Origin of the sequence: Actinosynnema sp. NPDC050801 (assembly GCF_040673975.1) — a bacterium.
Taxonomy (GTDB): Bacteria; Actinomycetota; Actinomycetes; order Mycobacteriales; family Pseudonocardiaceae; genus Actinosynnema.
In genome coordinates, this window is the sequence record NZ_JBFAQZ010000001.1 from 69019 (window position 1) to 86620 (window position 17602).

Sequence of the window (17602 nt, forward strand, 5' to 3'; positions counted from 1 at the left end):
TATGACGAAGCCCTGCCGCGCGGGAGGTGCGGCAGGGCTTCGTCGTTCCCCCTTCGCCAGAGCGCGGACGACGGGGCGCACACCCGGTGTCGATCGGGTGGTCGTCACGCGCGCCGGAGGAGGCCCTCCTTAACGGAGGTTGGTCCCCTGGGACTGGGCGATCGCCATCAGCTCGTAGCGCATGGCCGGGGTGGGCGCCATGTCGATCGCGCGGGCGACAGCCTTGCGGTTGCGAGCCTCGACACGACGAGCGCGGAGCTTCGCAGTGAAGTTCATCGGGGGTTCATCCCTCTCGAAGGTGTTCCTCGGTGTGTGCCTCAAGTATGCACCCTGACGGGCGCGGTTGCACCCGATTATCCGGTGAGGTGCCACACACGCCGACGAATCATCGGCTGTAACGCCTTCAACCCCGACGATTCGCCTGGCGTACACCTGCCTGACCGGACGCGGGCCGGCCAACTCTCTAGCGTGCACGCTAGATCACCCAATGCGACCGAAGCGAACGAATAACCGCAGGTCAGCCACTTGAGCCGGGATCAGTCCTCGCGACCGAGCAGGAACCGGCCGAAGTGCGGCACGGTGAACGCGATCTGCCCGCGTTCGGCCGAGTACACGAGCCCTTTCTTGATCAGGCTGTCCCTGGCCGGCGAGAGCGACGACGGCTTGCGCCCCAGGTGGTCGGCCACCTGCGCGGTGTTCACACCCGCGTCCTTGCCGTCGGTCAGCTCCGCCATCGCCCGCAGGTACTCCCGCTCGGCCGGCGTCGCCCGCTCGTACCGCGAGCCGAAGAACCCGACCGCCAGCTCCGCGTCCGCCTCCGGCGCGGCCACGGCCACGTCCATCGCGGTGATCGGGTCGGCGGGCGCCGCGTCCCACGCCGCCTTGCCGTAGGCCTGGATGAAGTACGGGTATCCGCCCGAGGCGTCGAACAGCGCGTCCAACGCCTCCGGCTCGATGCCCGCCTCCTCGCGGTCGACCGGCGCCAGCACCGCGCGGTCCGCGTCCTGCCGCGACAGCCGGTCGATCCGCACGTACCGGAACAGCCGCTCCGAGTACGACTTCGACGCCGACAGCACGGCGGGCAGGTGCGGCAGCCCGGCGCCGACCACGACCAGCGGCGCGCCCGACTGCGACAGCTCGTGGCACGCCGCGCACAACGCCGAGATGTCGTCCGCGGGCACGTCCTGCATCTCGTCGATCAGCAGCGTGACGCCCGTGCCGACGTCCTGCGCCAGCTCCGCGACCTCGGTGAACAGCTCCACGAGGTCGATCTCGATGTCACCGGAGTCCGCCCGGCCGACCGCCGCGGGCACGTCGATGCCCGGCTGCCACCGGTCGCGCAGCTTCGCGTCCTCGGGGTTGGCCCGCAGCGCGAACGCCTTCAGCACGCCGAGCACGGCCTCGACCCGGTCCGGCGCGCGGTGCCGCACGGCCAGGTCGCGGATCGCCCGGTGCAACGCGGCCGACAGCGGGCGGCGCAACCCGGCCTCGGGCCGTGCCTCGATCTTCCCGGCGCCCCAACCGCGCTTCACCGCCATCGACCGCAGCTCACCCAGCAGCACGGTCTTGCCCACGCCGCGCAGCCCGGTGAGCACGAGGCTGCGTTCCGGCCGGCCGCGCGCCACCCGTTCGAGCACCACGTCGAACGCGCCCAGCTCCTTGTCGCGGCCCGCCAGCTCAGGTGGCCGTTGGCCCGCGCCAGGGGCGAACGGGTTGCGCACCGGGTCCATCCTCGGACGGTATCGAGGTGTCTACGGCCGATCCAATACTCGGACCGTGTCGTCCGGTATTCACCAATCTAGGGTTGAATCTAGATAGCGCTATCGAGTGACATGGGCGGTAGCGTCGGGTCATGGCTGAGGTGGTGACGAAGGGCGTCGGCAAGGTCGAGCGGACCGCCGACCGCGCCGAGGTGCAGGTGAGCTTCGAGACGACGGGCTCGACGCGCAACGAGGCGGTGGACCGGCTGACCGCGCGGGTCGCCGCGGTGGAGCCCGCGTTCGGGCGGCCGGGCGTCGAGGTGCGGTCGCGGCAGCTCAACGTGCACGACAACTGGGACGGCAAGCGCCGTTCCGGCAGCCGTGCCATGCAGAACTACGTGGTGCGGGTCGACGACACCGCGGGCCTCGACGACCTGCTCGGCGCGCTCGTGACGGCCGAGCCGACGTGGCTGAACGGGCCGACGTGGCAGCTCCGGGACGACGCGGACGCCGTTCGGGAGGCGCAGCGCGAGGCCGTGCGGGACGCGCGCCGGCGTGCCGAGGGGTACGCCGAGGCGCTGGGCGCGCGGTTGGGACCGCTCCAGCGGCTGACCGACGGTGACGCCGAGGCCTGGGCGGCCGAGTCGCACCGGTCGATGGCGGCCGGCTACGGCGGCGCGCCGGGCGTGCCGCCGCAGATGGACCAGCTCAACCTGGAGGCGCAGCAGATCGTGGTCACGGTCCGCTGCACGGCCTCGTGGACGCTCCTCGACTGACGCCCGCGCCCGTTCTGAGCGTTGAACTCGGGTGTCCTGAACGTAGGACACGGTGGTCCTGAACGTAGGACACGCGCGTGCTGGAGGTACGACTCGCGGGTTAGCTGGGGGATTTCGGTTCGGCCAGTTCGACCACGACGGAGCGGTTGCGGGCGGCGGCGGCCGGGATCAGGTCGCCCGCGTCGTCGAGGTCGACGGCGAGGGGCGAGGTGAAGCCCGCGCCGACCACCTCGGTGAACGCCGACCGGCTCACGCCGAGCTCCATCAGCGTCGACACCACCCGCTGACCGCGCCGCCGGGTCAGGTCGATCGCCGCCTCCGCGGACGTCGAGCTGGCCGTGCGGGCGGTGACGCGCGCGGTCGTGCGGCCGTCGAACTTCGCCGCCACCTCCTGCAACACCTCGCGCGCGCCCGCCGCGAGTTCGTCGCTCCCGGCCTTGAACAGCAGCGAGTTGGGCACGTGCACCAGCCCGTCCTCCTCCACGACCTCGCCGATGTCCACGATCGGCACGTCGGCGCGACCGATCGACGCGCCACCCGGCACCGTCTCGGTGTCGTGCGCGCAGCTGTTCGCGCCGAACTTCGCGCAGACGCCCAGCCACAGCTCGACCAGCGCCTCCCGGGCGCCCGCCGGCAGCGGCGGCTGGTCACCGGCCACCTGGCCCAGCCCGGAGAAGATCACGTCCTTGCCGGTCAGCTCGGGCACGGCGTCGTCCGGCACCGCGGCCACCACCTCGGCGACGTCGAGGTCGAGACCGAGCCGGGTGAGGTCGAGCGGGTCGGTGGTCTGCAACCCGCTGCTGTGCAGCACGAGCACCGCCGGTCCGGCCGCGGCGGCCATGTCCGCCAGCACGGACAGCGGGTCGAGGTCCGGGCTGCTGCCGCCGAGCTGGCTGAGCTGACCCGTGAGCCGGTTCAGGTTCTGCTCGAAGCCCAGCTCGCGCAACGCCGCGTCGCCCTCGACCTCGTTGCCGTCCCGGACGGTGAAGTCCTCGTCCGAGTACGCGCTCCCGGACGCCTCGCCCTGCCGGTACACGACCACCCGGGTCACGCCCTGCTCGACCGCGGCCGACAACCGGTCGACGACGGTCGTCGTGAGCGCGATCCGGGGCTCGTTGGCCGACGCGGTCACCCCGATGCGCACGGTGGTGGTGTCACGGGAGGTGTCTCCGCAGGCAGCACAAGACGCCGCCACAAGCACGACTGCGGCGAAGAGCCGTGAGTGGTTCATGCATTGGAAACGGAATGAGAACGCGTTGTGTTACCTACAACACCCGTTCGGCCTAATGATCACGCTACCGCTCCACGATCGCCGTAACTCCCTGACCACCCGCCGCACAGATCGAGATCAGCGCGCGACCTGCGCCCTTCTCCGCCAGCAGCTTCGCCGCCGTGGCCACGATCCGCGCGCCCGTGGCCGCGAACGGGTGCCCGGCGGCCAGCGACGAGCCGTTGACGTTCAGCTTCGACCGGTCGATCGCGCCGAGCGGGCCGTCCAACCCGAGCCTGCCCTTGCCGAAGTCCTCGTCCTCCCAGGCCTTCAGCGTCGCCAGCACCTGCGACGCGAACGCCTCGTGGATCTCGTAGAAGTCGAAGTCCGGCAACGCCAGCCCGGCGCGCGCGAGCATCCGCGGCACCGCGTACGCGGGCGCCATCAGCAGGCCCTCGCCGCCGTGCACGTAGTCCACCGCCGCCGTCTCGGTGAACGTCAGGTACGCCAGCACCGGCAGGTTCCGCGCCGCGGCCCACTGCTCGGACGCCAGCAGCACGGCCGACGCGCCGTCGCTGAGCGGGGTGGAGTTGCCCGCGGTCATCGTCGCGCCCTCGCCCCGGCCGAACACCGGCTTGAGCTTCGCCAGCTTCTCCACCGAGGAGTCCGGCCGCAGGTTCTGGTCCCGGGCCAGCCCCAGGTAGGGGGTCACCAGGTCGTCGAAGAAGCCCCGCTCGTACGCGGCGGCGAGGTTGCGGTGGCTGGCGGCGGCCAGTTCGTCCTGGTCCTCGCGGGCGATGTCCCACTCCCGGGCGGTGATCGCCGCGTGCTCGCCCATGGACAGGCCGGTGCGCGGCTCGCCGTTGCGCGGGACGTCCGGCACCACGTGCTTGGGCCGCAGCTTCAGCGCCGCCTTGAGCTTCGCGCCCGTGCCGCGCGCCCGGTTGAACTCCAGCAGCACGCCGCGCAGGTCCTCGTGCACGCCGATCGGCGCGTCGCTGGTGGTGTCCACGCCGCCGGCCACGCCCACCTCGATCTGGCCGAGCGCGATCTTGTTCGCCACCGCGATCACGGCCTGCAGGCCGGTGCCGCACGCCTGCTGCATGTCGTAGGCAGGCGTTTCGGCGGACAACCTGCTGCCCAGCACGGACTCGCGAACGAGGTTGAAGTCGCGGCTGTGCTTGAGCACCGCGCCCGCGACCACCTCGCCGAGCCGTTCGCCCTGGAGGCCGAACCGGCTGACCAGACCGTCCAGGGTGGCGGTGAACATGTCCTGGTTCGACGCCGTGGCGTAGGGGCCGTTCGAGCGGGCGAACGGGATGCGGTTGCCGCCGAGGATGGCTACTCGCGCCATGTCGTCCTCCAGGGTGGGGCCGTGGCCGGTGGGCAGGTCGACGCCAATGTTACCTACTCATCAGTAGACTTACTAGCGAGTAGGGAGTGTGATGTCCGCATGGATCGATACCAGTCGTTCGCCAGGTCCGGCCTCGGGAGGTTCGTCGTCGGCAAGCTCGGCCTGCCCGACCCGTACCCGCTGCGCCGCCACTCAACCGGACAACCCCCGCTCGACGGGCCCGTGCTGATCGGCGGCGGCGGTCGGCTGGTCGGACCCGTCGGCGCGGCGGTGGAGTCGATGGGACTGGAGTCGGCCGCCCCCCGCGACGGCGCGGCGCGCGATGGCGCGGGACACGGCGAGAAGTACGGCGCGCTGGTGTTCGACGCGTCCGGCATCGACGCGGTCGAGCGGTTGCGGGAGCTGTACGAGTTCTTCCAGCCGGTGATCCGGTCCCTCGCGCCGTCCGGTCGGGTGGTCGTGTTCGGCACGCCGCCCGAACTGGCCGAGTCGCAGGTCGCGCAGCGCGCGCTGGAGGGCTTCACGCGCAGCGTCGGCAAGGAGCTCAAGCGGGGCGGCACGGCGCAGTTGGTGTACGTCGAGCCCGGTGGCGAGGACGCGATCGAGTCGACGGTGCGGTTCCTGCTGTCCGGGCGGTCGGCGTACGTGTCCGGGCAGGTGGTGCGGACCGGTCCGGCCGAGGTCGAGGCGCCGCGGGACTGGGACCGGCCGCTGGCCGGGAAGGTCGCGCTGGTCACGGGCGCCGCGCGGGGCATCGGTGCGGCGATCGCCGACGTGCTGGGGCGTGACGGTGCGACCGTGGTGTGCCTGGACGTGCCCGCGCAGGGCGACGAGCTGTCCGCGGTGGCCAACCGGGTGGGCGGGTCCGCGCTCCAGCTCGACATCACCGCGCCGGACGCGCCCGCGCGGATCGTCGGGCACCTCTCCCAGCGGCACGGCGGCGTCGACGTCGTGGTGCACAACGCGGGCATCACCCGCGACCGCACGCTCGGTCGGATGGACGCGGGCCGGTGGGACGCGGTGGTCGCGGTCAACCTGGCGTCGCAGGAACGGGTCAACGACGCGCTGCTGACCGCGGACGCGTTGCGGCCCAACGGCCGGATCATCGGCGTGTCGTCCATCGCGGGCATCGCGGGCAACGTCGGCCAGACCAACTACGCCACCACCAAGGCGGGCGTGATCGGCATGGTCGACGCGCGGTCCCGGCAGGTCGCGGGCCGCGCCACGGTGAACGCGGTCGCGCCGGGCTTCATCGAGACCAGGATGACCGCCGCGGTGCCGCTGTTCATCCGCGAGGCGGGTCGGCGGATGAACAGCATGTCGCAGGGCGGCCTGCCGGTGGACGTGGCCGAGGCGATCGCGTGGCTCGCGCACCCCGCGTCGGCCGGCGTGAACGGCAACGTCGTGCGGGTGTGCGGGCAGAGCCTGCTGGGGGCGTGATGGCGAACCTGACCCTGCTCTACGCCAAGGCCGCGCTGACCGCGTTCACCCGGCGCGGCGGCGAGCTGCCCGAGTCCTCCTTGGACGCCGAGGTGACCGTCGACGCCGTGCACCTGGCCCGGTACGGCAAGGTCTGCGGGTTCGGCGTGCGCGACGAGCTGCCGATCACCTACCCGCACGTGCTGGGGTTCGGGCTGCAGATGCGGCTGATGACCGGGCCCGGGTTCCCGTTCCCGTTGCCCGGCCTGGTGCACGTGGCCAACCGGATCAGGCAGCACCGGCCGGTGCTGGTGTCCGAACCGCTGTCGCTGCGCGTGGCGGCGTCGAACCTGCGACCGCACGAGCGCGGGCGGCAGTTCGACGTGGTGACCGCGGTGTCGGTGGACGGCGAGGAGGTGTGGGTCGACGTGTCGACTTATCTGCGCCGGGAGGGCGCGGGTTCGGGAGAACCGGCGTCGCCCGCCGACCCGCCCGCGGCGACGGCCCGGTGGCGGCTGCCCGGCGACCTCGGCCGGCGGTACGCGGAGGCGTCCGGCGACCGCAACCCGATCCACCTGAACCCGTTGGCCGCCAAGGCGTTCGGCTTCCGCCGGGCGATCGCGCACGGGATGTGGTCCAAGGCCCGGTGCCTGGCCGCGTTCGAGGGCAGGCTGCCCGACGCGTACGAGGTCGACGTGCGGTTCAAGGCGCCGATCCTGCTGCCGGGCGAGGTCGACTTCTCGTCCTCGCGCACCGGTGACGGGTGGCGGTTCGCGCTGTGGTCGGGTCGCCCGCACCTGGAGGGGGTGATCAGCGGCTGACGTTGTCGGCCAAGGTGCGGAGCAGGGCGCGCAGCCGTGCGGTGTCGGACTCGCTGAGGTTCATCGCCTCGCCCATCGCGGGCGGCACGTCCTTGGCGCGTCCACGCAGCTCGTCGCCCGCTTCGGTGAGCACGAGCCGGACCGACCGCTCGTCGTCGGGACGGCGTTCGCGGCGGATGAGGCCGGCCGCCTCCAGGCGCTTGAGCAGCGGCGAGAGCGTGCCGTAGTCGAGTTGGAGCGCGGCGGCGACGTCCTTGACCGGGACCGGGCCGCGCTCCCACAGCACCAGCAGCACCAGGTACTGCGGGTAGGTCAGGCCGAGGTCGTCCAGCAGCGGCCGGTACCGCGCGGTCACGGCCCGCGAGGCCGCGTAGAGCGCGAAGCAGAGCTGGTCGTCCAGGTCCAGGCTGAAGTCCCGCATGTCCGTCTCCCTCCACTTGTGATCGAGGCCACGATACACCTGCACCCATTTAGATTGTGCACGATGTAATCGCGAGCTATGTTTCTGGGTGTCAGGGATCGACCGCACGACATCGAGGAGCCCGGGATGACCGTCCTGGAACCGGCCGCCGCCGAGTTCGCCGCCGCCACCGCCAACCCGCCGTACCTGTTCGACCTGGGCCCGGTCGAGGGCCGCCTGGCCGTGGACGACGTGCAGTCCGGCGAGGTGTTCAAGCCCGAGGTCGACGAGGAGTGGGTGACGGTGGGCGAGGTGCCCGTCCGGGTCGTGCGCCCGGCCGGCGCGACCGGCGCGCTGCCCGTGGTCCTGTACGTGCACGGCGCGGGCTGGGTGTTCGGCAACGCCAGGACGCACGACCGGCTGGTCCGCGAGCTGGCCGTCGGCGTCGGCGCGGCCGTGGTGTTCCCCGACTACAGCCTCTCGCCCGAGGCGCGCTACCCGGTGGCGCTGGAGGAGAGCTACGCCGTGGCGCGGTGGATCACCACCGAGGGCGCCGCGCGCGGACTCGACGCGTCGCGCCTGGCCGTGGCGGGCGACTCGGTCGGCGGCAACATGTCCGCGGCGTTGACGCTGCTGGCCAAGGAGCGCGGCGACGTCGCGTTCACGCAGCAGGTGCTGTTCTACCCGGTGACCGACGCGTCGTTCGACACGCCGTCGTACCACGAGTTCGCCGAGGGCTACTTCCTGCGGCGTGACGCGATGCAGTGGTTCTGGGACCAGTACACGACTTCCGAGGCGGAGCGCGCGGAGGTCACCGCCTCACCGCTGCGGGCGTCGGTGGAGCAGCTCACCGGGCTGCCGCCGGCGTTGGTGATCACCGCCGAGGCCGACGTGCTGCGCGACGAGGGCGAGGCGTACGCGAACAAGCTGCGCGAGGCGGGCGTGCCGGTGACCGCGGTGCGCTACCAGGGCGTCATCCACGACTTCGTGATGCTCGACGCGCTGCGCGGGACCCACGCCGCCGAGGCCGCGATCGGCCAGGCCGTCGCCGTGCTCAAGGGCGCGTTCGCCTAGGCGGTGCCGTCCCCCTCCCGGCCGCGGTCGGCCCTGCGGGACGGCGGGTGCCACACGTCGCCCGCCACGAGGTCCCCGAAACCCATCCACACCAGGTTCATGAGCCGGGCGGCGACGACGCCGGCCGGCTCCTCGGGGTTGTCGAGCCACCAGTCGGCCAGCGACTCGCCCGCGCCGACCAGGGCGGCGGCCAACGACTCGGCCTCCTTCGCACCGGCCCGCGGCACGTTGGTGAAGTCCGACGAGTGCACCAGCAGCGCCGCCACCAGGCTGATCGCCCGGCCGCGCATGTCGGCCAGCTCCGCGGCGAACGGCCCGCCCTGCGACGACGCCTGCCGGTGCAGGACCTGCCAGCTGGCGCGGTTCTCGCCGACGAACCCGAAGAACGCCCGCAGCCCGCTCCACAGCTGGACGTCCGGCGGCTCCTCGGCCTCGACGCCGTCCGCGATCGCCTCCATCATCCGGGTCGCCTCGCGGCGGATGCAGGTGGCGAACAGCTCCTCCTTGGAGCCGAGGTAGGCGTACAGCATCGGTTTGGAGATGCCCGCGACCTCGGAGATCTCGTCCATGGACGCGGCGTGGAAACCCAAGCGCGAGAAGACGTCGACCGCGGCGTCCATGATCTGCCGCTCGCGCACCGCGCGTGGCAGTCTCTTGGCCCGACCCGGGCGAACCGGTTGCTCTGCGTGCATCGCACCCCCTGGATGGCTGGCACAAGATTACTCTGAGCCCCTTGCCGCCTTACCTACTCGCCAGTAGGCTTACCAAGCAGTAGGTAGCGGAGGTGCCACATGACCATCGACCTCACCACCGAGGCGATCGCGAAGCTCAGCCCCCAAGAGCTGATCTCAACGCTCAAGCAGGTCGATCCGGCCGATCCGGCGCTGAACGACGTCGACATCGACGTCATCGCGCGCGGCATCGACCCGAAGAAGCTCGGCAAGGACGAGTTCGCCGACCTGCTGGGCGCGTTGGGCGCGCTGGCCGACGGCGGCGCCGACCTCGACCTGGCCAAGATGGACCCGCAGAACTTCGCGCGGATCATCTCGCGCGCGTCCAAGGACCAGATCGAGGCCGTGACGTCCCGGCCCGGCCTGCGCGAACGCGTGCTCGACGAGGTGTTCCGCCGCATGGAGGTGCACTTCCGCAGCGACCGCGCGGGCGCCACGCGCGCCGTCGTGCACTTCCGGCTGACCGGCGGGTTCGACGGCGACGACGTGTACGAGGCGATCATCGAGAACGCCGCGTGCACGATCAACAAGGCCGCGACCCGTGACCCCAGGGCCGTTGTCACGTTGGGTCCGGTGGAGTTCCTGAAACTCGCGACCGGCAACGCGTCGGCCCCGGTGCTGTTCATGACCGGCAAGCTGAAGGTCAAGGGAGACCTCGGCTTCGCGGCGGGGTTCATGAGCCTGTTCAACATTCCGAAGGCGTGAGGGGACCATGGGCGGTTTTTCGCTGGAGCTGAACGAGGACCAGCTTGACCTGCGCGAGTGGGTGCACGGCTTCGCGAAGGACGTGATCCGGCCCGCGGCGTCGGAGTGGGACGAGCGCGAGGAGACGCCGTGGCCGGTGATCCAGGAGGCGGCGAAGATCGGCCTGTACGGGTTCGAGTCGCTGGCGACCTGGTTCGCCGACCCCATCGGGTTGTCGCTGCCGATCGCCACCGAGGAGCTGTTCTGGGGTGACGCCGGGATCGCGTTGGCGTTGATGGGCACCGGTCTGGCGGCGGCGGGCATCTTCGCCTCCGGTGAGCCGGAGCAGTTGGCCGAGTGGGTGCCGGAGTGCTTCGGCACCGAGGACGACCCGAAGCTGGCGGCGTTCTGCGCGTCCGAGCCGCAGGCGGGGTCCGACGTGGCGGGGTACCGGACGCGGGCCGTGTACGACGAGGCCACCGACGAGTGGGTGCTCAACGGGCAGAAGGCGTGGGCGACCAACGGCGGCATCGCCAACGTGCACGTCGTGACGGCGGTCGTGGACGGCTCCCTGGGCGCACGCGGTCAGGCGGCCTTCGTCGTGCCTCCGGGGACGCGCGGGCTGTCGTCGCCGGGGAAGATCAAGAAGCACGGGATGCGGGCGTCGCACACGGCGGACGTGTTCCTGGACGACGTGCGCGTGCCGGGTCGGTGCCTGCTGGGCGGCAAGGAGCGGCTGGACGCCAGGCTCGCCCGTGCCCGTGAGGGGCAGAAGGCCGGTGGTCAGGCGGCGATGGCGACGTTCGAGACGACCCGCCCGACCGTCGGCGCGATGGCCGTGGGCGTCGCGCGCGCGGCGTACGAGTACTCGCTGGAGTACGCGAAGGACCGCTCGGCGTTCGGCCGGAAGATCATCGAGAACCAGTCCATCGCGTTCGACCTGGCGAACATGAAGATGGAGATCGACGCCGCCCGCCTGCTGGTCTGGCGGGCCGCCTGGATGGGCCGCAACAACGTCCCGTTCACGGCGGGTGAGGGGTCGATGTCGAAGCTCAAGGCCGGCGAGGTGTCGGTGTGGGCGACGGAGCGTGCGATCCACATCCTGGGCGGGGCCGGGTACACGCGCGAGCACCCGGTCGAGCGGATGCACCGCGACGCGAAGATCTTCACCATCTTCGAGGGCACGTCGGAGATCCAGCGGTTGGTGGTGGCCAGGGCCATTTCCGGGATGCACATCAAGTGAGGTGACGTCCCAGGCCGTCGTCAGGCCGCCTGGGTCCGGGCGGGGTCTTCGGGACGCGGAAGACCCCGTCCCCTGCTTTCCGGCGCGGTTAGGCTCGGCGGATGGTCGGGGTGTTGCAGTGCGTGGTGCTCGATTGTCCGGAGCCCGAGGTGCTCGCCGAGTTCTACCGGGGGCTCCTGGGTGGTGAGGTCGACCGGGCCGATCGGCGGTGGTCGTTGGACGAGAACTGGTCGACGTTGCACACCGGGTCGATCGTGTTGGGCTTCCAGCGGGCGGTCGAGTACCTGGCGCCGGAGTGGCCCGATCCGCGCAAGCCGCAGCAGTTCCACCTGGACGTCGGGGTGGAGGACCTCGGCGTGGCCAAGGCCGAGGTCCTCCGGTCGGGCGGCACGTTGTTGGACGATTCCAACGACGTGTGGTGGGTGTTCGCCGATCCCGCCGGCCACCCGTTCTGCCTGGTGTTGGAGTGACGGGTCAGCGGCCCGCTTCGACCAGCCACGCCCGCTCTGCGGTGGTGTCGGGCACCTGCGTCTCCCAGCCGTTGATCTTGCCGATCAGCTGCCAGTAGCGCTCGGCCCTGGGATCGCCGAACTCCTCCAGTCGACGGGACAGCTCGGGTCCCACGGGGACGTCCAGGGCGGACGACCACTTGTCGTTGATCCCGGCCACGATCGCCGCGGCCTCCGACGAACGTGGGTCGACGCCCGCGTCCAACGCCTCGCGGGCCCGGTCGATCGCGTTCTGGAACGCCTCCATCTGCGCCGGTGAGTACGGCGCCATGTCGGCACCTTCCGCCCGCATCTCCTGGTGCCGCTGCGACATCCGTCGGATGGACGCCCGGAAGTCCGGGTCGCGCACCAGGTTCACCAGCTCGATCCACGCCTCCAACTGCTCCGGCGACGGGTCGTCCGGCAGGTCCACCCGGACCGACCGCATCCGCTCCAGGAACGCCGGGTCCATGTCGAACCCGCCGAACACGTCGTCGAAGAAGTCGTCGAGGATCGCCTGGCGCTCCCCCTCCGACAGCCGCGCGAACTCGTGCACCATCTCCACCTCCCCGTTCCGTGCCACGACCCGCAGCACGGCCCGGCGCAACCGGAGCGTGCGCATCTGCGCGTCGATGGCTTCCGCGTGCGTCCGGGCCACCTCGGCCACGGACACCTCCCGCGCCAGCACCCGTTGCGCCGTGGGCAGGTCGACGCCCAGTTCGCGCAGGGTCCGCACGAGCTTCAGCCGCGCCAACCCGTCGACGTCGTAGGTGCGGAACCCGCCCGCCGTGCGCCCCGCCACGGGGATCACACCGGAGTCGGAGTAGAACCGGATCGTCCGCGTGGACAGCCCGGTCATCCGCGCCAGTTCGCCGATCGAGTAGTGCGTCACGGGGACCACCCTGAACTCTCCAGTCACTGGAACTTCAACTCGATTAACGCCATGGTCGGGCACGATGGTGCGCTGTGCCGCCGGAGTTGACCGCCTACCTGCCCGCCACCGCGGCGTTCGCCGCCCTCGCGCTGGCGTGGTGGCTGGTCAAACGCTCCCCCCGACCCGCCCGGGCACCCCAGGACGGCGCGCGCGGGTCGATGGCGGGGTCGGTGGTGCGGTGGTTGCTCGCGGCGGTCGTGCTGGCGGTCGCCACCGGGACGGGGCTCTACCTGCTGCTCGGCCGGCCGGGGCTGCCCGACACGGCCGCGTTCACCACGGCCGAGCTGCTCGACCTGCTCAAGATCGGGCTGGCGGTGGTCGGCGGGCTGGGCGCGGTGGTGGCGCTCGCGGTCGCCTACCGCAAGCAGCAGGTGTCCGAGGCGGCGCACGTGATCGCGACCCGGCAGGAGGACCGCGAGGGGACCAAGTACCTCAACGAGCGCTACGGGAAGGCCGCCGAGCAGCTCGGGCACGAGAGCTTCGCGGTGCGGCTCGCCGGCGTCTACGCCATGGTCGGTCTGGCGGACGACTGGGAGGCCCAGCGGCAGACGTGCGTGGACGTCCTGTGCGGCTACCTGCGCACGCCCTACCCGGAGGACGACCGCACCGAGCGCGAGGTGCGGCAGGCGATCATCACCAAGCTGCTCGACCACAGCGCGCGCTGGCGCCGGGTGAGCGTCGACTTCCACGGGGTCGAGTTCGAGGACCTGGACCTCTCGGACCGGGTCGTCAGCGGCGACTTCTCCTTCGACCACGCCGCTTTCCGCGGCGCGCTGACCGATTTCAGCGGCACCAGGTTCATCGGTTCGACCACGTTCCGCGGCGCGGTGTTCGCGGCGGAACGCACCACGTTCTGGGGCATGACGGCGGACAAGGCCGTGCTGGACTTCAGCGCCGCGAGCTTCACCGGCGAGGTGGTCGACTTCTCCGCCACCACGTTGACCGACCACACGAGCATCCGGCTGGCCTCCGCGGAGGCCGACGGGTGCATGTTCGTGCTCGACGACGCCAAGGTGCACGACCCGAAGGCGTTCGAGCGGATGCTGCGCAACAGCAAGACGCCGGGAGCCGGTGCGGGCTCCCGGCGTCCACCGGGCTAGTAGGTCATCGCCACGCCGGGATCGGCGAGCAGCGCGCCCACGTCGGCCAGGAACTGCGAGCCCTGCTGGCCGTCGACCACGCGGTGGTCGAAGCTGAGCGCCAGCTGGCACACCTTGCGCGGCACGACCTGGCCGTCCACCACCCACGGCATGTCCCGGATCGCGCCGAACGCGAGGATCGCCGACTCGCCCGGGTTGATGATGGGGGTGCCCGTGTCGACGCCGAACACGCCGACGTTGGTGATGGTGATCGTGCCGTTCATCATGTCGGCGGGCGTCGTCTTGCCCTCACGGGCGGTCGAGGCGAGCTCGTCCAGCGCCACGGCCAGCTCGCGCAACGACATGCGGTCGGCGTCGCGGACCTTCGGGACCACCAGGCCGCGCGGCGTGGCGGCCGCGATGCCCAGGTGCACGTAGTCCTTGTAGACGATCTCCTGCGCCGCCGCGTCCCACGTCGCGTTGACGTCGGGGGTGCGGCGGGCGGCCAGGACGACCGCCTTGGCGGCGAACGCCAGCGGCGTGAGCTTCACGTCGCGGAACCCCGGCGCGTTCTTCAGGCGCGCCCGCAGCTCCATCATCGGCGTCACGTCGACGGTCAGGAACTCCGTGACGTGCGGCGCGGTGAACGCGCTGTCCACCATGGCCTGCGCGGTCGCCTTGCGAACGCCCTTGATCGGCACGCGCCGTTCCCGCGACCCGCTGTCCACGACGGACGGCGCGGCGGGCGCGGGCGCCACGGCCTGCTCGACGTCCTCCCGCGTGATCACACCACCCGGGCCGGAGCCCGACAGCGCGAACAGGTCGACGCCCAGGTCCTTCGCCAGCTTGCGCACCGGCGGCTTGGCCAGCGGCACGTAACCCCCGGCCGGCGCGGACACCGGTTCGGCGACCGCGGGAGCCGGGGCCGGCGCGGACACCGGAGCGGCCGGAGCCGGAGCAGCGGAGACCGGAGCAGCGGCCACGGGGGCCGGTGCGTCCTTGCGCTGACGGCGCTTCGCCGCGCCGGCCCGCGGGCCGTAGCCCACCAGCGTGGCGATCCGGCCGCCCGGCATCTCCTCGCCGATCTTGCCGTTCGACGCGGGTGCGGGCGCAGGCGTGGCGGCCGGGGCCGAGCCCGCCGGGTCCACGTCGATCGTGATGATCGGGACGCCGACCTCGACCGTCTGGCCCACCTCGGCCAGCAGCTCGGTCACCACGCCGTCCCACGGGCACGGCAGCTCGACGGCCGCCTTGGCGGTCTCGATCTCGACGATGATCTGGTTGACCTTCACCGCGTCACCCGGCGCGACGTGCCAGGTGAGGATCTCGGCCTCGGTCAGCCCCTCTGCCGTGTCGGGCATGGGGAACTGCTTGAACTGCGGCACAGCTATCCCCTTACCAGGCCAGCGAGCGGTCGACGGCGTGCAGCACCCGGTCGAGGTCGGGGAGGAACTCCTCCTCCAACTTCGACGGCGGGTACGGGGTGTCGAACCCGGTCACCCGCAGCACCGGCGCCTGCAGGGAGTAGAAGCACTCCTGCTGCACCTTGGCCGCGATCTCGCCGGAGATGGACGCCTCGCTGGGCGCCTCGCTCACCACGACCAGCCGACCGGTGCGCCGCACCGACTCGTACACGGGCGCGAGGTCGAGCGGGGACAGCGTGCGCAGGTCGATGACCTCCAGCGAACGCCCCTCCTCCTCGGCCGCCGCGGCGGCTTCGAGGGACGTGCGCACCATCGGCCCGTACGTCACGAGCGTGACGTCCGAGCCGGTGCGCAGCGTGCGCGAGGCGAACAGCGGTCCGGGCGCGGCGGTCGTGTCGACCTCGCCCTTCTCGTAGTAGCGCCGCTTCGGCTCGAAGAACAGCACCGGGTCGTCGCAGTCGATCGCCTGCTGGATCATCCAGTACGCGTCGGCCGGGTTCGAGCACGCGACGACCTTGAGGCCGGCGGTGTGCGCGAAGTACGACTCGGGCGACTCGGAGTGGTGCTCGACCGCGCCGATGCCGCCGCCGAACGGCACCCGGATCACCATGGGCACCTTGAGCCGGCCCTGGGTGCGGAAGTGCAGCTTGGCGACCTGCGACACGATCTGGTCGAAGCCGGGGAAGATGAAGCCGTCGAACTGGATCTCGCACACCGGCCGGTAGCCGCGGATCGCGAGGCCCACGGCGGTGCCGATGATGCCGGACTCGGCCAGCGGGGTGTCCAGCACCCGCTGCTCGCCGAAGTCCTTCTGCAGGCCGTCGGTGATCCGGAAGACGCCGCCGAGCTTGCCGACGTCCTCACCCATCACGATGACCTTGGGGTTGGCCTCCATCGACGCGCGCAGGCCGTTGTTCAACGCCTTCGCGATGGTCAGCGTCTGCACCGCGGCGGGCCCGGCGGACGTGGGGCGGTCCATGGTCGGAGCGGCCATCAGTGCTCACCTCCGGCGAACCCGGCGTGGTAGGCCAGGAACTCGTCGCGTTGCGCCTCCAGGACGGGGTTGCCCTCGGCGTAGACCTCGCTGAAGATCCGCCCGGCCGGCGGGTCGGGCAGGTTGACGCAGTAGTCGCGCAGCTCGATCGCGACCTGCTCGGCCTCGTCCTCGATCGAGTCGAAGAACGACTGGTCGGCCCACTGCTGCTTGACCAGGTGCACCTTGACCCGCTCGATCGGGTCCTTCAGCTTCCACAGCTCCAGCTCGTCGGACAGCCGGTAGCGCGACGGGTCGTCGGAGGTGGTGTGCGCGTCCATCCGGTAGGTGAACGCCTCGATCAGGATCGGGCCGTTGCCCTGGCGGCACTCCTCCAGCGCCCAGCGGGTGACCGCGAGGGTGGCCAGCACGTCGTTGCCGTCGACCCGGATGCCGGGGAAGCCGTAGCCGCGCGCCCGCTGGTAGAGCGGGAGGCGGGACTGGCGCTCGGTGGGCTCGGAGATGGCCCACTGGTTGTTCTGGCAGAAGAACACCAGCGGCGCGTCGTAGACCGCGGCCCACACGAAGCCCTCGTGCACGTCGCCCTGGCTGGTCGCGCCGTCGCCGAAGAAGCAGATGGTGGCTTCACCGTCGGAGTCGCCGACCTTGCCGTCGAACTTCTGGCCCATCGCGTAACCGGCGGCGTTGAGCACCTGGTTGCCGATGACGATCGTGTACGGGTGGAACCGGGTCGCGACCGGGTCCCACGTGCCGTTGTCGGTGCCGCGGAAGATGCCGAGCAGGTCGGTCGGCTTGACGCCGCGCGTCCACGCGATGCCGTGCTCGCGGTAGCTCGGGAACGCCATGTCGTCCGGCCGCATGGCCCGACCCGCGCCGATCTGCGCGGCCTCCTGACCGAGCAGCGGCACCCAGATGCCCAGCTGGCCCTTGCGCTGCAGCGCGTTGGCCTCGCGGTCCACCCGGCGGACCAGGACCATGTCGCGGTACAGCCCGCGCAGCTCCTCGGCCGTGATGTCGATGTCGAAATCCGGGTGCTGGACGCGCTCGCCCTCGGGGGTGAGCAGCTGCACCAGGTCGGCGCCGCCCTCGTCTGTCGCTCGCAAGCCTGCGATCACCTGTTCCGCTGTCGGTGTGGCAGCAGTGGCCGGCGCGGCATCCGGCCCTGGGTGCGTCCATTCTTCGGGGGACGACATGCGCCTTGTCTCCTCGTCTACGAGGCCGCCCGGTCGCTTGTGGCGACCCTCGCGGCTGCACCGCCGGTCGCCGTCGCC

The 17602-nt window shown here is 71.5% G+C and carries 18 protein-coding genes; 8 read left to right on the top strand and 10 right to left on the bottom strand.

What is annotated here, in order from left to right; all coding sequences use genetic code 11:
* Window positions 1-129 precede the first annotated feature (129 nt).
* Together AB0K14_RS00355 and AB0K14_RS00360 are read right to left on the bottom strand one after the other, a co-directional pair.
* Entirely contained in the window at window positions 130-276 is a 147-nt protein-coding gene (locus AB0K14_RS00355; protein ID WP_360448901.1) for a hypothetical protein, read from the bottom strand.
* A 260-nt stretch (window positions 277-536) separates the two neighbouring features.
* On the bottom strand, window positions 537-1730 hold the full coding sequence (locus AB0K14_RS00360) for an ATP-binding protein (protein WP_360448898.1): 1194 nt from the start codon (window positions 1728-1730) through the stop codon (window positions 537-539).
* Between the two features lie 122 nt (window positions 1731-1852).
* On the opposite strand from AB0K14_RS00360, the gene AB0K14_RS00365 reads away from it, so the two are divergent.
* On the top strand, window positions 1853-2476 hold the full coding sequence (locus AB0K14_RS00365) for an SIMPL domain-containing protein (RefSeq protein WP_360448896.1): 624 nt from the start codon (window positions 1853-1855) through the stop codon (window positions 2474-2476).
* Window positions 2477-2576: 100 nt separating this feature from the next.
* Here AB0K14_RS00365 and AB0K14_RS00370 read toward each other — a convergent pair whose 3' ends face one another.
* Entirely contained in the window at window positions 2577-3620 is a 1044-nt protein-coding gene (locus AB0K14_RS00370; protein ID WP_360448894.1) for an OmpA family protein, read from the bottom strand.
* Between the two features lie 151 nt (window positions 3621-3771).
* Window positions 3772-5040, bottom strand: coding sequence for an acetyl-CoA C-acetyltransferase (locus AB0K14_RS00375; RefSeq protein WP_360448891.1), 1269 nt, complete (start codon window positions 5038-5040; stop codon window positions 3772-3774).
* Window positions 5041-5139: 99 nt separating this feature from the next.
* Between AB0K14_RS00375 and AB0K14_RS00380 the strand changes: the two genes are divergently transcribed.
* Both AB0K14_RS00380 and AB0K14_RS00385 read left to right on the top strand, forming a co-directional pair.
* Window positions 5140-6480, top strand: coding sequence for a 3-oxoacyl-ACP reductase (locus tag AB0K14_RS00380; RefSeq protein WP_360448889.1), 1341 nt, complete (start codon window positions 5140-5142; stop codon window positions 6478-6480).
* Window positions 6480-7280: a MaoC/PaaZ C-terminal domain-containing protein gene (locus tag AB0K14_RS00385; RefSeq protein ID WP_360448886.1), complete on the top strand. Its 801-nt coding sequence runs from the start codon at window positions 6480-6482 to the stop codon at window positions 7278-7280. Before AB0K14_RS00380 ends, AB0K14_RS00385 begins: the two co-directional genes overlap by 1 nt.
* Here AB0K14_RS00385 and AB0K14_RS00390 read toward each other — a convergent pair.
* Window positions 7270-7701, bottom strand: coding sequence for a MarR family transcriptional regulator (locus AB0K14_RS00390; protein ID WP_360448884.1), 432 nt, complete (start codon window positions 7699-7701; stop codon window positions 7270-7272). The two genes, AB0K14_RS00385 and AB0K14_RS00390, sit on opposite strands and share 11 nt — an antisense overlap.
* A gap of 126 nt (window positions 7702-7827) precedes the next feature.
* Between AB0K14_RS00390 and AB0K14_RS00395 the strand changes: the two genes are divergently transcribed.
* The gene (locus tag AB0K14_RS00395; RefSeq protein ID WP_360448881.1) at window positions 7828-8754 is read left to right on the top strand and encodes an alpha/beta hydrolase; all 927 of its coding nucleotides are present in this window, start codon (window positions 7828-7830) and stop codon (window positions 8752-8754) included.
* Here AB0K14_RS00395 and AB0K14_RS00400 read toward each other — a convergent pair.
* Window positions 8751-9446, bottom strand: coding sequence for a TetR/AcrR family transcriptional regulator (locus AB0K14_RS00400; protein ID WP_360448878.1), 696 nt, complete (start codon window positions 9444-9446; stop codon window positions 8751-8753). The genes AB0K14_RS00395 and AB0K14_RS00400 overlap by 4 nt on opposite strands.
* Before the next feature lie 99 nt (window positions 9447-9545).
* On the opposite strand from AB0K14_RS00400, the gene AB0K14_RS00405 reads away from it, so the two are divergent.
* From AB0K14_RS00405 to AB0K14_RS00415, 3 genes are all read left to right on the top strand, one after another.
* A complete protein-coding gene (locus AB0K14_RS00405; protein ID WP_360448875.1) occupies window positions 9546-10190 on the top strand; it encodes an SCP2 sterol-binding domain-containing protein in 645 nt (214 codons plus the stop codon).
* Window positions 10191-10197: 7 nt separating this feature from the next.
* On the top strand, window positions 10198-11412 hold the full coding sequence (locus AB0K14_RS00410; protein WP_360448872.1) for an acyl-CoA dehydrogenase family protein: 1215 nt from the start codon (window positions 10198-10200) through the stop codon (window positions 11410-11412).
* 101 nt (window positions 11413-11513) lie between these two features.
* Entirely contained in the window at window positions 11514-11882 is a 369-nt protein-coding gene (locus tag AB0K14_RS00415; RefSeq protein WP_360448870.1) for a VOC family protein, read from the top strand.
* 4 nt (window positions 11883-11886) lie between these two features.
* On the opposite strand, the gene AB0K14_RS00420 is transcribed toward AB0K14_RS00415, so the two are convergent.
* Window positions 11887-12792 (bottom strand): MerR family transcriptional regulator, encoded by a 906-nt coding sequence (locus tag AB0K14_RS00420; protein WP_360448867.1) that lies wholly within the window; start codon window positions 12790-12792, stop codon window positions 11887-11889.
* 74 nt (window positions 12793-12866) lie between these two features.
* On the opposite strand from AB0K14_RS00420, the gene AB0K14_RS00425 reads away from it, so the two are divergent.
* A complete protein-coding gene (locus tag AB0K14_RS00425; protein WP_360448864.1) occupies window positions 12867-13934 on the top strand; it encodes a pentapeptide repeat-containing protein in 1068 nt (355 codons plus the stop codon).
* On the opposite strand, the gene AB0K14_RS00430 is transcribed toward AB0K14_RS00425, so the two are convergent.
* Genes AB0K14_RS00430 through pdhA form a run of 3 tightly spaced genes read right to left on the bottom strand, consistent with a single transcriptional unit; the run spans window position 13931 to window position 17524 of the window.
* Window positions 13931-15298 carry a dihydrolipoamide acetyltransferase family protein gene (locus tag AB0K14_RS00430; RefSeq protein WP_360448861.1) on the bottom strand — a complete coding sequence of 456 codons (1368 nt, stop codon included), beginning with the start codon at window positions 15296-15298 and terminating at the stop codon, window positions 13931-13933. The two genes, AB0K14_RS00425 and AB0K14_RS00430, sit on opposite strands and share 4 nt — an antisense overlap.
* A 10-nt stretch (window positions 15299-15308) precedes the next feature.
* A complete protein-coding gene (locus AB0K14_RS00435) occupies window positions 15309-16331 on the bottom strand; it encodes an alpha-ketoacid dehydrogenase subunit beta (RefSeq protein WP_360448857.1) in 1023 nt (340 codons plus the stop codon).
* Window positions 16331-17524 (bottom strand): pyruvate dehydrogenase (acetyl-transferring) E1 component subunit alpha, encoded by a 1194-nt coding sequence (pdhA, locus tag AB0K14_RS00440; protein ID WP_360448855.1) that lies wholly within the window; start codon window positions 17522-17524, stop codon window positions 16331-16333. The genes AB0K14_RS00435 and pdhA overlap by 1 nt, the downstream gene beginning before the upstream one ends.
* Window positions 17525-17602 lie beyond the last annotated feature (78 nt).

Coding starts and splice junctions, on each gene's coding strand:
- AB0K14_RS00355 (WP_360448901.1), bottom strand. CDS start 276: ATGAACTTCACTGCGAAGCTCCGCGCTCGTCGTGTCGAGGCTCGCAAC.
- AB0K14_RS00360 (WP_360448898.1), bottom strand. CDS start 1,730: ATGGACCCGGTGCGCAACCCGTTCGCCCCTGGCGCGGGCCAACGGCCA.
- AB0K14_RS00365 (WP_360448896.1), top strand. CDS start 1,853: ATGGCTGAGGTGGTGACGAAGGGCGTCGGCAAGGTCGAGCGGACCGCC.
- AB0K14_RS00375 (WP_360448891.1), bottom strand. CDS start 5,040: ATGGCGCGAGTAGCCATCCTCGGCGGCAACCGCATCCCGTTCGCCCGC.
- AB0K14_RS00380 (WP_360448889.1), top strand. CDS start 5,140: ATGGATCGATACCAGTCGTTCGCCAGGTCCGGCCTCGGGAGGTTCGTC.
- AB0K14_RS00385 (WP_360448886.1), top strand. CDS start 6,480: ATGGCGAACCTGACCCTGCTCTACGCCAAGGCCGCGCTGACCGCGTTC.
- AB0K14_RS00390 (WP_360448884.1), bottom strand. CDS start 7,701: ATGCGGGACTTCAGCCTGGACCTGGACGACCAGCTCTGCTTCGCGCTC.
- AB0K14_RS00395 (WP_360448881.1), top strand. CDS start 7,828: ATGACCGTCCTGGAACCGGCCGCCGCCGAGTTCGCCGCCGCCACCGCC.
- AB0K14_RS00400 (WP_360448878.1), bottom strand. CDS start 9,446: ATGCACGCAGAGCAACCGGTTCGCCCGGGTCGGGCCAAGAGACTGCCA.
- AB0K14_RS00405 (WP_360448875.1), top strand. CDS start 9,546: ATGACCATCGACCTCACCACCGAGGCGATCGCGAAGCTCAGCCCCCAA.
- AB0K14_RS00410 (WP_360448872.1), top strand. CDS start 10,198: ATGGGCGGTTTTTCGCTGGAGCTGAACGAGGACCAGCTTGACCTGCGC.
- AB0K14_RS00415 (WP_360448870.1), top strand. CDS start 11,514: ATGGTCGGGGTGTTGCAGTGCGTGGTGCTCGATTGTCCGGAGCCCGAG.
- AB0K14_RS00435 (WP_360448857.1), bottom strand. CDS start 16,331: ATGGCCGCTCCGACCATGGACCGCCCCACGTCCGCCGGGCCCGCCGCG.
- pdhA (WP_360448855.1), bottom strand. CDS start 17,524: ATGTCGTCCCCCGAAGAATGGACGCACCCAGGGCCGGATGCCGCGCCG.